The sequence below is a fragment of the Azospirillum sp. UFLA03-27 genome, from assembly GCF_059803775.1.
This window is the reverse complement of record NZ_JAUQTX010000186.1, coordinates 1-13,987: the sequence shown is the minus strand read 5'-3', so window position 1 is coordinate 13,987 and position 13,987 is coordinate 1. Positions and strand designations below refer to the sequence as shown.

The 13,987-nt window shown below is 69.1% G+C and carries 14 protein-coding genes; 9 read left to right on the top strand and 5 right to left on the bottom strand.

All coding sequences use genetic code 11. From position 1 onward, the window contains the following. Positions 1–62 precede the first annotated feature (62 nt). The 4 genes from Q4I23_RS23240 to Q4I23_RS23225 form a co-directional block, all read right to left on the bottom strand. Positions 63–632 (bottom strand): hypothetical protein, encoded by a 570-nt coding sequence (locus Q4I23_RS23240; RefSeq protein WP_237904311.1) that lies wholly within the window; start codon positions 630–632, stop codon positions 63–65. Positions 633–679: 47 nt separating this feature from the next. After that, positions 680–1,867: a succinyl-diaminopimelate desuccinylase gene (gene dapE, locus Q4I23_RS23235; RefSeq protein ID WP_498527783.1), complete on the bottom strand. Its 1,188-nt coding sequence runs from the start codon at positions 1,865–1,867 to the stop codon at positions 680–682. A 19-nt stretch (positions 1,868–1,886) separates the two neighbouring features. Next, a complete protein-coding gene (gene dapD / locus Q4I23_RS23230; RefSeq protein ID WP_109070749.1) occupies positions 1,887–2,729 on the bottom strand; it encodes a 2,3,4,5-tetrahydropyridine-2,6-dicarboxylate N-succinyltransferase in 843 nt (280 codons plus the stop codon). A gap of 90 nt (positions 2,730–2,819) precedes the next feature. Continuing rightward, positions 2,820–3,539, bottom strand: a complete 720-nt coding sequence (locus tag Q4I23_RS23225) for a pyrimidine 5'-nucleotidase (RefSeq protein WP_498527782.1) — start codon at positions 3,537–3,539, stop codon at positions 2,820–2,822. A 205-nt stretch (positions 3,540–3,744) separates the two neighbouring features. On the opposite strand from Q4I23_RS23225, the gene Q4I23_RS23220 reads away from it, so the two are divergent. From Q4I23_RS23220 to Q4I23_RS23205, 4 genes are all read left to right on the top strand, one after another. Beyond that, positions 3,745–5,427: a sensor domain-containing diguanylate cyclase gene (locus Q4I23_RS23220; protein ID WP_498527781.1), complete on the top strand. Its 1,683-nt coding sequence runs from the start codon at positions 3,745–3,747 to the stop codon at positions 5,425–5,427. Beyond that, positions 5,424–6,767: a DUF2336 domain-containing protein gene (locus Q4I23_RS23215; RefSeq protein WP_454020519.1), complete on the top strand. Its 1,344-nt coding sequence runs from the start codon at positions 5,424–5,426 to the stop codon at positions 6,765–6,767. Before Q4I23_RS23220 ends, Q4I23_RS23215 begins: the two co-directional genes overlap by 4 nt. A 26-nt stretch (positions 6,768–6,793) precedes the next feature. Further along, positions 6,794–7,435, top strand: coding sequence for a hypothetical protein (locus tag Q4I23_RS23210; RefSeq protein ID WP_498527780.1), 642 nt, complete (start codon positions 6,794–6,796; stop codon positions 7,433–7,435). 147 nt (positions 7,436–7,582) lie between these two features. Further along, a complete protein-coding gene (locus Q4I23_RS23205) occupies positions 7,583–8,278 on the top strand; it encodes a hypothetical protein (RefSeq protein ID WP_498527779.1) in 696 nt (231 codons plus the stop codon). Positions 8,279–8,292: 14 nt separating this feature from the next. Here Q4I23_RS23205 and Q4I23_RS23200 read toward each other — a convergent pair whose 3' ends face one another. Further along, positions 8,293–9,657 carry a pentapeptide repeat-containing protein gene (locus tag Q4I23_RS23200; protein WP_454020522.1) on the bottom strand — a complete coding sequence of 455 codons (1,365 nt, stop codon included), beginning with the start codon at positions 9,655–9,657 and terminating at the stop codon, positions 8,293–8,295. 394 nt (positions 9,658–10,051) lie between these two features. On the opposite strand from Q4I23_RS23200, the gene ffh reads away from it, so the two are divergent. The 5 genes from ffh (at position 10,052) to rplS (ending at position 13,781) form a co-directional block, all read left to right on the top strand. Beyond that, positions 10,052–11,419 carry a signal recognition particle protein gene (gene ffh / locus Q4I23_RS23195; RefSeq protein WP_145625371.1) on the top strand — a complete coding sequence of 456 codons (1,368 nt, stop codon included), beginning with the start codon at positions 10,052–10,054 and terminating at the stop codon, positions 11,417–11,419. An 81-nt stretch (positions 11,420–11,500) separates the two neighbouring features. Further along, positions 11,501–11,854, top strand: a complete 354-nt coding sequence (gene rpsP, locus Q4I23_RS23190) for a 30S ribosomal protein S16 (protein WP_014239325.1) — start codon at positions 11,501–11,503, stop codon at positions 11,852–11,854. Between the two features lie 97 nt (positions 11,855–11,951). After that, positions 11,952–12,548 carry a ribosome maturation factor RimM gene (rimM, locus tag Q4I23_RS23185; protein WP_498527778.1) on the top strand — a complete coding sequence of 199 codons (597 nt, stop codon included), beginning with the start codon at positions 11,952–11,954 and terminating at the stop codon, positions 12,546–12,548. Then, a complete protein-coding gene (gene trmD / locus Q4I23_RS23180; protein WP_119509113.1) occupies positions 12,545–13,345 on the top strand; it encodes a tRNA (guanosine(37)-N1)-methyltransferase TrmD in 801 nt (266 codons plus the stop codon). Before rimM ends, trmD begins: the two co-directional genes overlap by 4 nt. A gap of 40 nt (positions 13,346–13,385) precedes the next feature. Then, positions 13,386–13,781, top strand: a complete 396-nt coding sequence (gene rplS / locus Q4I23_RS23175; RefSeq protein ID WP_014239328.1) for a 50S ribosomal protein L19 — start codon at positions 13,386–13,388, stop codon at positions 13,779–13,781. The last annotated feature ends 206 nt before the right edge of the window (positions 13,782–13,987 follow it).

Here is a 13,987-nt window from a genome sequence, read left to right as displayed (position 1 = left end):
CTCGCGTATAATCGTCGGCAGCGTCAGATGTGTATAAGAGACAGGGGTGGGGGCAACCGCTCCTACAGCAGCCCGTCGGCGAAGTCGGTGATCAGCGCCGACAGGAACAGGTCGAGCAGGACCAGGACCGCCGCCGCGACGCCGGAGATGTCCAGCGCCGTGCGCATGACGAACCACTGGTAGGTCAGCATCGCCAGCATGATGCCGAACACCAGCCCTTCGGAGATCGGGCCGGGCAGAAGCCCCGTGGCGGCCAGGATCACCACCGGCAGATAGATGCCCATCTGCACGACCGACGACCAGTTGTAGGCGCACAGGAAATCGATGTAGCGGTTCTGCCGGTCGAGCAGCCCGCTCACCCCGTGCATGACAACGGGGAAGGCCGTCCAGCTGATGACGTAGGCGATGGCCTCCACCACCACGAGCTGGAACAGCGGCGTGTCCGGCACCTGGCCCCACAGCCGGATCGCCAGCAGCAGCGTCCAGGCCGGGGCGACGATCACCGCGGCGTAGAAGGACTTCCACGCCCCTTCGGGGGTGCGGTCCAGATGCTGCAATCCGGTGGGGTCGAACCGGGCCAGGCGATAGGCGCCGAAGACGGAAGAGGCGACGTCCCGGGCGGTCAGCGGCATGTTGCGGTCACCGGAGGGTGGTGGGAACGGTCGGAGGGGGCCTTACGTCAACCGATCCGGTCGAAGACGTTCCGCAAAACCTCGCCGTAAATGTCGGTCAGGCGGGTCAGGTCGTCCAGCGCGGTGTGCTCGTCCACCTTGTGCATCGTCTGCCCGACGAGGCCGAACTCGACCACCGGGCAGAAATTCTTGATGAAGCGGGCGTCCGACGTGCCGCCGGTCGTCGAATATTCGGGACGGCGCCCGGTGACGCGCTCCGCGGCGTCCGCCACCAGCTCGGTCAGCGGGCCGGGTGGGGTCAGGAAGCTGTCGCCCGACACGAAATGGCCCAGCTCGTAGGAGCCGCCCACCCGGTCGAGCCGCTCGCGCAGCCACACCAGCAACGTGTCGGCGGTGTGCAGGTCGTTGAAGCGGATGTTCAGCGTCGCCTTGCCCTGCGCCGGGATGACGTTGTGCGCCGGGTTGCCGACGTCGATGGTGGTCAGTTCCAGGTTCGACGGCTGGAAATGCGGGGTGCCCGCGTCCAGCGGCTCGGCCGTGATGGCGGCCAGCATGCGGGCCAGCCGGGGCAGCGGGTTGTCGGCCAGATGCGGGTAGGCGACGTGCCCCTGCGCGCCGTGGACGGTCAGGAAGGCGGTCATGCTGCCGCGCCGCCCGATCTTGATCATGTCGCCCAGCGCCTTGGGGTTGGTCGGCTCCCCGACCACGCAGGCGTCGAGCGTTTCGCCCTTGGCCTTCATCCAGTCCAGCACCTTGCGGGTGCCGTTGATGGCGACCCCTTCCTCGTCCCCCGTGATCAGCAGGCTGATCGAGCCCTTCGGCGCATTGCCCGTGTCTTTGGCAACCTTCACATGGCGGGCCGCGGCGGCGACGAAGGCGGCGATCGCCCCCTTCATGTCCACCGCACCCCGGCCGTAGAGGCGGCCGTTGTGGATCTCCGCGGCGAAGGGATCGATGGACCAGCCCTTCAGCTCGCCGGGGGGCACCACGTCGGTGTGCCCGGCGAAGCAGAAGTTCGGCCCCTCCGTGCCCAGACGGGCGTAGAGGTTGTCCACCGGCGCCGTGCCCTCCTCCTCGAACCGCAGGCGGTGGCAGACGAAGCCCAGCGGCGCCAGCGCCGCCTCCAGGACGCCCAGAGCGCCGCCGTCCTCGGGCGTCACGCTGGGGCAGCGGATCAGGGCCTGCGCCACCGCGACGGGATCGCAGGGGTCGAAGGAGGGAACGGCGGTGGTCATCGTGGCGTCTTCCCCGGCGTCAGTCGCGCAGCAGGTCGTTGATGGAGGTCTTGGCGCGGGTCTGCTCGTCCACGCGCTTCACGATCACGGCGCAATAGAGGCCCGGGCCCGGCGTGCCGTCGGGCAGCGGCTTGCCCGGCAGGGTGCCCGGCACCACGACGGAGTAGGCCGGGACGCGGCCGACGAAGACCTCGCCGGTGTTGCGGTCGATGATCTTGGTCGAGGCGCTGATGAAGACGCCCATGGACAGCACGGCGCCGCGCTCCACGATCACGCCCTCGACCACCTCGGAGCGGGCGCCGACGAAGCAATCGTCCTCGATGATGACCGGGTTGGCCTGGAGCGGCTCGAGCACGCCGCCGATGCCGACGCCGCCCGACAGGTGGACGTTCCGGCCGATCTGCGCGCAGGAACCGACGGTGACCCAGGTGTCCACCATGGTGCCGCTGTCGACATAGGCGCCGACGTTGACGAAGCTGGGCATCAGGATGACGTTCGGCGCGACGTAGGCGGAGCGGCGGACGACCGCGCCCGGAACGGCGCGGAAGCCGGCGGCCTGGAACTGGGCCTCGGACCACCCTTCGAACTTCGGCGGCACCTTGTCGTACCAGGAGGCGCCACCCGGCGCGCCGGGGATCGTCTCGTTGGCGTTCAGGCGGAAGGACAGCAGGACCGCCTTCTTCAACCACTGGTTCACGACCCAGCCGGCGTCCGTCTTCTGCGCGACGCGCAGGTCGCCGGAGTCGAGGCCGGACAGGGCCTCCTCCACGGCGTCGCGGACGGCGCCCTTGGTCGAAACATTCAGGGTGTCGCGGGTTTCCCACGCGGCGTTGACGGCGGATTCGAGGCTGGCGTGGCTCATGGCGGCATTCGCTGGGCTGTCTGTTCGAGGGTTCGGAACATGGGCCGCGCCGCGCCGCCTTGTCAACGTTGCCTTGTTCTCAATGGGTTCTTAAAGGGTTCCTACGGGGGGAAGGCGGGGCCTTGCGGCCACCGCTCCGCCCGCGATCTCCTCCAGCCAGGCCGGCAGGTCGTCCACGGTGTGGTCGATGTGGCTGCCGGTGCCGACTCCGCCCCCGTCGGGGCGGGACCAGTCGGCTTCGCTGCGCACCCACACCGTCGTCATGCCCAGGGCGTGGGCGGGGACGAGGTTGCGGGCGATGTCCTCCACCATGCAGGCGCGGGCGGGGTCGATGCCGTAGTGATCCACCAGGATGTCGTAGGGGCGCGGATCGGGCTTGGGCACGTAGCCGGCCTCGACAATGCCGAAGGTCGCCTCGAAGCAGCCGTCGATGCCCAGCTGCCGAGTCACGTTCTCGGCGTGGCGGACGGAGCCGTTGGTGTAGATGATTTTGCGCCCCGGCAGCCGGTTGAGCGCGTCCGCCATGCTGGGGCAGGGTGCCACCGGGCTGACGTCGATGTCGTGGACGTAATCCAGGAAGGGCACCGGATCGACGTCGTGCTCCACCATCAGGCCACGCAGCGTCGTCCCGTGCTCCCGGAAGAAGCGCTTCTGCATGACGCGCGCCTCGTCGTAGGTGATGCCGAAATGCCCGGCGATGAAATCGCCGATGCGCCGGTCCACCTGGGCGAACAGGTTGCAGGAAGCGGGATAGAGGGTGTTGTCGAGGTCGAAGATCCAGACCCCGGTGTCGCGAAGGGAAGCCATCATGGCCTGAACAATGGGGCTTCGCCGGTCCGCCCGCAAGCCGCTTCGCCGCATGGCCCGTTTCCGCTCCGGAGCGGCGGTGCGTTCAATGAGTGGTTGCGTATGGCAGGTGCCCGGACCGCTTGAAGAAAGATTCGGCCAGGAAACGCATTTTTCCGGTATACTCCGCCCCGCGCAGTCTCAGGTTCGCACCGTGTCCGCAGACCCAATGTCCGAAGTTCCGCCGGCCAACCCGCCCGGCGCCATCCTTACCCCCACGCTCCTGGCCGCATTCCCCGGTCCGGCGATCCGGTTGGATTCCGCTCACGCGGTTGCCGCCGCGAACGCCGCCGCGGACGAGCTGCTGTCCGCCGGCGGACGCTGGCTCGCGGACATCCAGGGGTGGCTGGCGACGTGCAGCGTCGCGCCGGGCCTGCGCTCCCTTCCCGTGGAGTTGCCGCGTGGCGTGATGATCGTTGAATGGGCCGCCACCCCGCTGCCCGACGGGGACATCCTGCTGCTTGGACGCGACGCCACGCTGGAGCGGCAGCTCCGCCAGACGCTGATCGAGTCGCGCCGCCGCTACAAGGATCTCGTCGAGGTTTCGAGCGATTTTGCCTGGGAAACAGGCAGCGATGGCCGATTCGTGTTCGTCACGCCCAAGGGCGCGCTGGGCTACAGCTCGGATGCGTTGATTGGTCGCAACCCCAAGGATCTGGCGGTGACCGAGTGGGGCGACCTGCCGTTGCCGTTCGACAGCCACCGTCCCGTCGATCAGGCGGAGCTGTGGCTGAAGCGGGTGGACGATCTGCCCGCCTGTTTCGTGGTGTCGGCGGTGCCGCTGTTCGGCCCGCAGGGAGAATGGATGGGGGCGCGCGGCGTCTGCCGCGAAACGACGGAGCAGGTGCTGCGTTCCGCCGAGCTGGCACGGGTGCGCAACCGCGAAAAGATGCTCGCCCACATCGTCCACACGTTGCGCGACCAGCTCGACGCCCAGAAGGCGCTGCACGTCGCCGCGGTGGAAACCGCGCGTGCGCTGGGCGCCGACGGCTGCCGCATCTACCGCGCGACGGAAACGGGCGCTCTGCGTCCCGCCGCCGATTTCGCCGCGGAGATCCCGGAGGAACTGCTCTCCGACCTGTCGCGCCCCGTTCTGGAGGAGATCGCCGGCAGCGAGGACCCGCATGAGCTGACCCTGGGGGCGAACCGGCTGTTGGCCGCCCGGACGGAACACCGTCAGGCGGTGAACGGCGCCGTGGTGATCTGGCGCGGTGACGATTCCGATCCGTGGGACGACGAGGACCGGATGCTGCTGTCCGGCGTGGCCGACCACATCGGCATCGCCCACGCGCATCTGGCCTATCAGGAGCGGCTGCGCCGTCTGTCGGAGCGCGACGGGCTGACCGGCCTGTTCAACCGCCGCACCTTCTTCGAGCGGCTGGACGAGGTGCTCGGCCGTTCGGACACAGGGCCGTCCGCGCTGCTCTACGTGGACCTCGACAATTTCAAGGCCGTGAACGACCTGCATGGGCATCAGCAGGGCGACGCCGTCCTGAAGGCCATCGGCGGGCTGCTGACCAAAGGCGTCCGGCCCGGCGACCTGCCGGGGCGGCTGGGCGGCGACGAGTTCGTCCTGTGGCTGGGCCGTACCGACGAGGAGCAGGCAGTGGTGGTGGCCGAACGGCTGCTGGCCGGGATGGTCGCGCTGCGCCATCTCTCCGCCGGTCCGGACAAGCCGCTGGGCCTGTCCATCGGCATCGCCGTGCACCGGGTGGGGCGCGAGACCGTGCAGGAGCTGACCGATCGCGCCGACTCGGCGATGTACGACGCCAAGAAGCGCGGGAAAGGCCATTACGCCGTCGCTCCGGCTCCCAGGGGGGAAAGCTCTGCCGTGGCGGAGGCGTCGCTATGACCATCCGCGGCGACCACGCCGATCCCCAGCTTCTCGACCCCGCCGATTACGAGGCGGCCAAGCAGATGGCGCGCAGCGCCGACCCGGCGGTGCGCCGCCGCGTCGCCGCGTCGCCCGAGACCCGGCCGGAGCTGCTCTATTTCCTGGCCGCCGACGCGGCGGCGGAGGTGCGTGAGGCCATCGCCACCAACGCCGGCACGCCGCGGCAGGCGGACCTGATGCTGGCCACCGACCGGGAGGTCGCGGTGCGCGGCGCCCTGGCGCAGAAGGTCGCCCGGCTGCTGCCCGACCTGTCCGCCGACCAAGCGTCGCAGATCGAGCGGCTGACGCTGGAGTGCCTGGAGGCGCTGGCCCGCGATCAGGCGACGGAGGTGCGCGGCATCCTGTCGGAGGCGCTGAAGGAGCTGCCCGGCGCGCCGCACGGCGTCATCAACACGCTGGCCCGCGACGTGGAGCTGTCGGTCTGCGCTCCGGTCCTGCAATTCTCGCCGATCCTGACCGACGAGGATCTGGCCGACATCATCATGCGCGGGCCGGTGGCCGGCGCCCTGTCGGCGATCGCCGGGCGCAAGCAGATCTCCGCGTCCGTCGCCGACGCCATCGCGCGGTCCGACGACGAGGCGGCGATGACCGCCCTGCTCGCCAATCCCTCGGCCCAGATCCGCGAGGAGACGCTCGACCGCATCCTCGATCAGGCGCCGCAGCATGAGCCCTGGCACGCCCCGCTGGTGCGCCGGCCGCGCCTGCCCGCCCGTGCCGTTGCGCGTCTGGCGAGCTTCGTCGCCGACAACCTTCTGAAGGTCCTGCGGGAGCGCACCGACCTCGACCCCGCCGCCGCCCGCGCCCTGGCCGAGGGCGTGCGGGCGCGCGTCAACCGCGGGGCCGGGGGCAACGGCGGCGGTGGAGCCGGCGTGGCCCGCGGCCTCGTCGATTTCGGGGAGGAGGAGCTTGGCCATCTGCCGGGCGACAAGGACAAGGCGGCCGAACGCCCGTCCGACAAGGCGGCCCGGCTGAACAAGGAAGGCAAGCTGACGGAGAAGCTGCTGGAAGGCGCGCTGGCGGAGGGCGACCGCGCCTTCGTCCTGGCCGGGCTGAGCGAACTGGCGCAGCTTCCCATGCCGATCATCGACCGCATCATCGGCACCCACGCCCCGCGCGCCGTCACCTCCCTGGTGTGGCGCTGCGGCCTGTCGATGCGCTTCGCCCGGCAGGTGCAATTGCGCATCGCCCAGATTCCGCCAAAAACGGCGCTTATGGCAAAGGAAGGCGTCCTTTACCCGATGTCCGACGACGAGATGCGCTGGCAGCTCGCCTTCTTCGGGGTCGAGGAGAAAGTCTGACGCCGCGCCACCACACGGACCCGTTCATGCGCGCCCTGGCCCTGCTGCTGTTGTTCCTCGGTCTTTCCCTTCCCGTCTTCTCCCTTCCCGCTGCCGCCGCCCCGCCTCCCGCCTCCCCGGAGGAGCGGGAGGTCACGGCGGTCTTCGAAAGCGCCCGCTCCGCCCTGGCGCAGAAGCGCGGCGCGGCGGTCGTCCCGCTGCTGTCCCGCGCGTCGGTCGACAAGCTGGAGCAGGTGCGCGGCGTCGCCCGCAGCGGCAACGACTCCGGACTCGCCAAGCTGGAGCCGGCGGAGAAGTTCGCCGCCATGGGCTTGCGCCGCTATGTCAGCCCGGCCGACCTGCGCCGTATGTCGCTCGGCGAACTGGCCGATCACGGCATGAAGAACGGCTGGCTCGGCCCCAACGTCATCGGCAGCAGCGGGCTCGGCCCAGTGCGGGTGCGCGGCGACCGCGCCTCCGCCCTGCTGATGGTCGACAACCGCCCGGCGCTGGTTCCCGCCGACTTCGTGCGCGAGGGCGGGGCGTGGAAGATCGACCTGACCGGCGTCTTCAGTTTCGGCAGTCAAATGCTGAAGGGCTTCGCCGCCATGTCGGGCAAGAGCGACGAGGCCTACATCGAGGACATGCTGCAGAAGCTGCCGGCCAAACCGGCGATGATGCACCGCTGACCGACCAGACGGGCGCGGCTGTGCTAGCGCGGACAGGCAGGGGATGACGCGTTGCGCGTTACACCTCCTGCGACGGGGTGGGCCGTTGCGCGGAATCCAGGGATTGCGTTAGAGTCGCGCCACACGCACGACGCGTTGGTGCCCCTCATGACCGCTCCGGATGGCTATCCCTTCGCCGCGCTGACCGAAGCGGACGCCGGGTTCTTCCCGGCGGCCAGGAGCGTCGGCGTTCCGCCCGCCATCCCCTACCGGGTTTCCTGTGCTCCCACTTTCGCAGCGGCGGCGGTCCGTCTGGCCGCCAAGCGCGGAACCGATCTGTCGGCGCTCGCCGCCGCCGCGCTGCTGCTGGCGCCCGACCGCAGGTCGGACCCGGGGGCACCGGACGAGGGCGCGGAGCGGGCGGTGCTGGACCTGCGGCTGCCGCCCGGCCACAGCGACGCGGCGATCCGCCGGGCGCTGGCGGCGGCGCTGGCACTGGCCGAACCCGGCTGCCGGCTGATGCCCGCCGAGGAGGCGGGGCGGCTGGAGGGTGCCGTGGAAACGCTGACCTACCGCAACAAGGCGCTGGCCCACGCGCTGGAGCGGGTGTCCTTCCGCCCGCTGGACGGCAAGCTGACCCAGGTGCGCGACGCCGCGCAGATGTTCGGCTTCGTCAATGAATGGTGCTTCGACGAGGACCGGGTGGTGAAGCGCTTCCGCGAGCTGGCCCCGGTCTATCACCCGGACACCGGGGTGGTCGCCTGCCGCGACCGCATGGCCCAGCTGATCGACGCGCGCAACCTGCTGATCAACCACGTCCGCACCGCCTACCGCTCCGGTCCCTGGACGCAGCGGCGGTCCTAGAGTCCGGGAAAGGATCAGGTCCCGGTCATCTCCTCGATCCCGATGGCGTCGGTCAGGCTGGTGCCGTCCAGCACCGTCCCGTCGAGGTCCGCGCCGGTCAGGTCGGTGCCGGTCAGGTCGGCCTCGCTCAGGTTGGCGCCGCGCAGGTCCGCCCCGGCGAGGTTGGCGCCGGACAGGTTCACCTTTCGCAGGTCGGCGTCCTTCAGAACGGCCATGCCCATGCGGGCGCGCTGCAGGTTGGCCCGCCAGACGTGGCTGCTCGACCCTTGGATGTGCACGGGCCCGAGTTGGGCCTCGGTCAGGTTGGCGCCGGTCAGGGTCGCGCGCTCGAAATTGACGCCGCGCAGGTCGGCCTTGGTGAAGTTCACCTTGCGCAGGTCCGACAGCGACAGGTCGGCGATGGCCAGCGAGGTGCCCATCATCGACGCGCCGCGCAGCGTGATGCATTGCAAGATGCCGGCCGACAGGTTGATGCCGTCGAGGTTGCGCCCCGACAGGTCGAGCGAGGAGAGGTCGGCGCGCTTGCCTTCCTTGCCGCCGCTGTCGATCCAGGAGACGTGCAGGGTCAGGATGTCGCGCAGGTCGTCGTCCGGATTCTCCAGAACCTTCGCCATCACCGCGGCGGACAGGTTGGGCGAGCGGAGCTGGGCCGCGTCCAGAATGGCGCCGATCAGGTTGGCGTTGGTGAAGTTGGCGCGCCCGATGGCGCAATTGGTCATCACCGCGCCGGACAGCCGGGCGCCGGACAGGTTGGCCTCCGACAGGTCGGCGTCGGTCAGGTCGCAGCCCGTCAGGTTGGAGTTGGTCAGATTGGCCCGCATGAACTTGGTGCCGCGCAGGATCGCGTCGGTCAGGTCGGTCTGCATGACGAAGGCGTTCGCCACCTTGGCCCGCGACAGGTCGGCGCCGCGGATGACCGCCGCTGTCAGCTCCGAGGTCAGGACGGAGTCCTCGAAGTTGTGCGGCATCATCTCGCCCGACGGGCTGTAATGCAGCAGCGTGCCGTCGCGCAGGTCCACCTCGACCAGCATGGCTTCCGACAGCACGGCGCCACGCAGGCAGGCGCCGCGCAGGTCGGCGCGGCGCAGGTCGGCCTTCTCCAGGTTCGCCAGCCGCAGGTCGGCGGCGTAGAGGTTCGCGTTGGTCAAATTGGCCCGGGTCAGCCGGGCGCTGAACAGCTTCGCCCCGGACAGGTCGGCGTCGGACAGGTCGATGCCGGACAGGTCCAGATGCGACAGGTCGCGCATCTTCAGGTTCGCGCGCACACCGCCCGGCTGGCTTTTCCGGAAAGCCTGATGCCGGAGCAGGATCGTGTTCAGCTGACTCTGCGTCAGCTTCGTGCGCGGCGTGTTCGTTCCGAAGCCTTGCGCGGGGGGCATCAGGGAAATCCCGGGTTGGAGTCGCGGCACACTCTAAAGGGGAGCCGCGAAGAAAAAGTTAACAATCGCTAACGCTTTATTCAAGTACGCCTCGAATGCGTTCTATCGCGGGCGCTGTTCCCGGGCCGCAAAGCCCTTGGTTGTGTAAGGAAATAGTGGCCCTTCGCGGGGCATTGCGCAAGAGGGTCCAGCGGGGCGTGGTTGTTGGGTTGTTGACTCCGCCCCCCACGATGCGTATGGTCCGCCGACCTGCATCCGTCGAGCCATCGACCGGGTACCATCGGCCTGCGTGCCGGGGACCTCCGCCAGTCCGCGAGTTTCGCGCACTGGCTCGTTTGTGCTTGAGCCGATCGCGTTCGAGCGGATGGAGACCGAAACTGAGGACCGCTGACCCATGTTCGATGGCCTGACCGGACGCCTGGGCGACATCTTCGACAAGCTGCGCCGCCGCGGCGCGCTGAGCGAGGAGGACGTCAACGCCGCGCTGCGCGAGGTGCGCGTGGCGTTGCTGGAGGCCGACGTCGCCCTGCCGGTGGTCAAGCAGTTCGTCAACCAGGTCAAGGAACGCGCGATCGGCCAGGAGGTCCTGCGCTCGATCACCCCCGGCCAGCAGGTCATCAAGATCGTCCACGACAACCTCGTGGAGATGCTGGGGCAGGGCGAGGAGATCAACCTCAACGCCGCCGCCCCCGTGCCGATCCTGATGGTCGGCCTGCAGGGCTCGGGCAAGACCACCAGCACCGCCAAGATCGCGCTGCGCCTGAAGAACCGGGACCGCAAGAAGGTCCTGATGGCCTCGCTGGACGTGCGCCGTCCGGCGGCCCAGGAGCAGCTGAAGGTCCTCGGCGAGCAGACCGGCGTCGCAACGCTGCCGATCGTGCCCGGCCAGGACCCCGTCGCCATTGCCCGCCGCGCCATCGAGACCGGCCGGCGCGAAGGCTACGACGTGGTCATGCTCGACACCGCCGGCCGCCTGTCCATCGACGAGGAGTTGATGGCCGAGGTCGCGGCCGTGCGCGACGCGACCAAGCCGGCGGAGACGCTGCTGGTCGCCGACGCCATGACCGGCCAGGACGCGGTGACGGTCGCCACCAACTTCAACGACAAGGTCGGCATCACCGGTATCATGCTGACCCGCGTGGACGGCGACGCCCGCGGCGGTGCCGCCCTGTCGATGCGCCAGATCACCGGCAAGCCGATCAAGCTGCTGGGCATGGGCGAGAAGATCGACGCCCTGGAGGCCTTCCACCCCGACCGCATCGCCGGCCGCATCCTCGGCATGGGCGACGTCGTGTCGCTGGTCGAAAAGGCCGCCGAGAGCATCGACAAGGAAGAGGCCGAGAAGCTCGCCCGCAAGATGGAGAAGGGCCAGGGCTTCGACCTCGACGACATGGCCTCCCAGCTCAAGCAACTGCGCAAGATGGGCGGCATGTCCGGCCTGATGGGCATGCTGCCGGGCATCGGCAAGATCAAGAACCAGCTCAAGGACGCGAACATCGACGACGGGGTGATCAAACGCCAGGAGGCGATCATCTCCTCGATGACGAAGAAGGAGCGCAAGCACCCCGAACTCATCAAGGCGTCGCGCCGCAAGCGCATCGCCGCCGGCTCCGGCACCAGCGTGCAGGAGGTGAACAAGCTGCTCAAGCAGTACGACACCATGCGCGGCATGATGAAGCAGGTCCAGAAGCTGGGGCAGAAAGGGCTGATGCGCCACGGGCTGCAGAGCCTCCTGCCGAAGAATTTCCGGGGACCGAACTGATCCCCGGCGACCGCAACGCGCGATGAGCGCGATCACCTTCAACCGCACACCAAGCGACTACACCAAGGAAGCGACTGTCCCATGTCCCTGAAGATCCGTCTCGCCCGTGGCGGCGCCAAGAAGCGCCCGTTCTACTCGATCGTCGTCGCCGACGCCCGCAGCCCGCGCGACGGCCGCTTCATCGAGAAGATCGGCACCTACAACCCGATGCTGCCGCGTGAGCACGAGCAGCGCATCGTCCTGGACGCCGAGCGCGCCAAGCATTGGCTGTCGGTCGGCGGCCAGCCGACGGACCGCGTCGCCCTGTTCCTGGCGAACGCCGGCCTGATCGCCAAGCCGGAAATCCGCGAGACCCCGAAGAAGTCCGCCCCGAAGGCCAAGGCGCAGGAGCGTCTGAAGGCCGAGGCCGCCGCCAAGGCCGCCGCCGAGGGCTGATAAAGGGAACGCTCCTCGCCCCCACCCTGACCCTCCCCCGCTTCGCAGGGGAGGGTCAGGGTGGGGGCAGCGAGCCCGCAACGCACACGCTCAAGCCATGTCCACAAAAGTCTGCGTCGGCCAATTCGCCGGGGCGCACGGCGTCCGCGGCCTCGTGAAGGTGAAAAGCTTCACCGAGGATGCGCAAGCCGTGGCGTCCTACGGCCCCCTCTCGGACGAGCGGGGCGCCCGGCGCTTCGCGCTGACGCTTCAGGGCACCATGAAGGACCTGTTCCTGGTCCGCGTCGATGGCGTCGCCACGCGCGAACAGGCGCAGGAGCTGACCGGTGTCCGGCTCTATGTGGACCGTTCCGCCCTGCCCGAGACGGAGGACGAGGACGAGTTCTACCACGCCGACCTGATCGGCCTGCGTGCGGAACTCGCTGACGGCACCGTCTGGGGCAGGGTGAAGGCGCTGTACGACTTCGGAGCCGGTGACGTGCTGGAGATCCGCACGGAATCGGGGCCGCTGGAGATGCTGCCCTTCACCCGCGCCTGCGTTCCGGTGGTCGATGTGAAGGGAGGCCGCGTCGTGGTCGATCTTCCCGCGGTCATCGAAGCGCGCGAAGGCGAGGCGGAAAAGGACGGAGAGGACGCGCCGGAGGGCGCGGGTGTCGCTGAAGACGACGTTGAAAACAAGGGAACCCGCCCGTGAATCACGGCGCTTCCGGTTCTCTTGTCTGGACGGCCAAGGTTCTGACGCTGTTCCCGGAGATGTTTCCGGGTCCGCTGGGGCTCAGCCTCGCGGGAAAGGCGCTGGAAAATGGAGTCTGGGCGTTGGAATCAGTGGACATTCGCTCGTTCGCGCGCGATAAACACCGCTCCGTCGACGACACCCCCTTCGGCGGAGGGGCCGGCATGGTCATGCGGCCCGACGTGCTGGACGCGGCTCTGACCGCGACGGCGGGTCCTCCGGGCACTCCTGGACGCGGACGGGCGATCTACCTGTCGCCTCGCGGACGGGTGCTCGACCAGGAGCTGGTCAAGGAGCTGGCGGCCACCCCGGTGGTCACCCTGCTCTGCGGCCGGTACGAAGGGGTGGATGAGCGGGTGCTGGACGCGCACGGCCTTGAGGAGGTCAGCCTCGGGGATTTCGTGCTGTCCGGCGGCGAGACCGCCGCCCTGTGCCTGATCGACGCCGTGGTGCGCTTGCTCCCCGGTGTCATGGGCAATGTGGAGACGGCGGGCGAGGAAAGTTTCGAACGGGGGTTGCTCGAATACCCCCACTACACCCGGCCCGCGGTCTGGACCGACGGGCAGGGTGTGGAACGGTCGGTCCCGGACATTCTGTTGTCCGGCCACCACGAGAAGGTTCGCGCCTGGCGGCTCGCCGAGGCGGAGCGGATCACGCAGGCCCGGCGACCGGACCTGTGGGACCGCTACGAGGCGGGCAGGAAGGCCGAGGGTCAGATTGGAAAACGGGGTCGCCGGCGCGGCCCGAAACCAGAGTGACGGTCCGCCGCGAGGCGCACCGATGGAAAGGGGTAGTGTCATGAACCTGTTGCAGCAGCTCGAGCAGGAGCAGATCGAGAAGGCCCTCGGCGGCAAGACCATTCCCGTGTTCTCGCCGGGCGACACCGTCCGCGTGAACGTGAAGGTGGTCGAGGGCACGCGCGAGCGTGTCCAGGCTTACGAGGGCGTCGTGATCGCCCGCCGGAACGCCGGCGTGAACTCGTCCTTCACCGTCCGCAAGATCAGCTACGGCGAGGGTGTGGAGCGCGTATTCCCGCTCTACTCCCCGCGTCTGGAGTCGATCGAGCTGGTCCGCAAGGGCGCCGTCCGCCGCGCCAAGCTGTACTATCTGCGCGACCGTCGCGGCAAGTCGGCCCGTATCGCCGAGCGCACGACCGGCCGCGGCATGAACAACACGAAGGCCGCCGCGGAGTAATCCGGCGCCCTTCCGTTCGGTACGCCTGAACCAAACACCCGCCCGGAGCGATCCGGGCGGGTGTTTGGCGTTGGGGACGTCGTTGCGTTGATGCCCCCCTCCCGACCTCCCCCCCGCTTTCGCAGGGGGAGGAGATTTAAGCCCTCCCCTGCGGAGCGGGGGAGGCTGTCTCTTATACACATCTGACGCTGCCGACGATTATACGC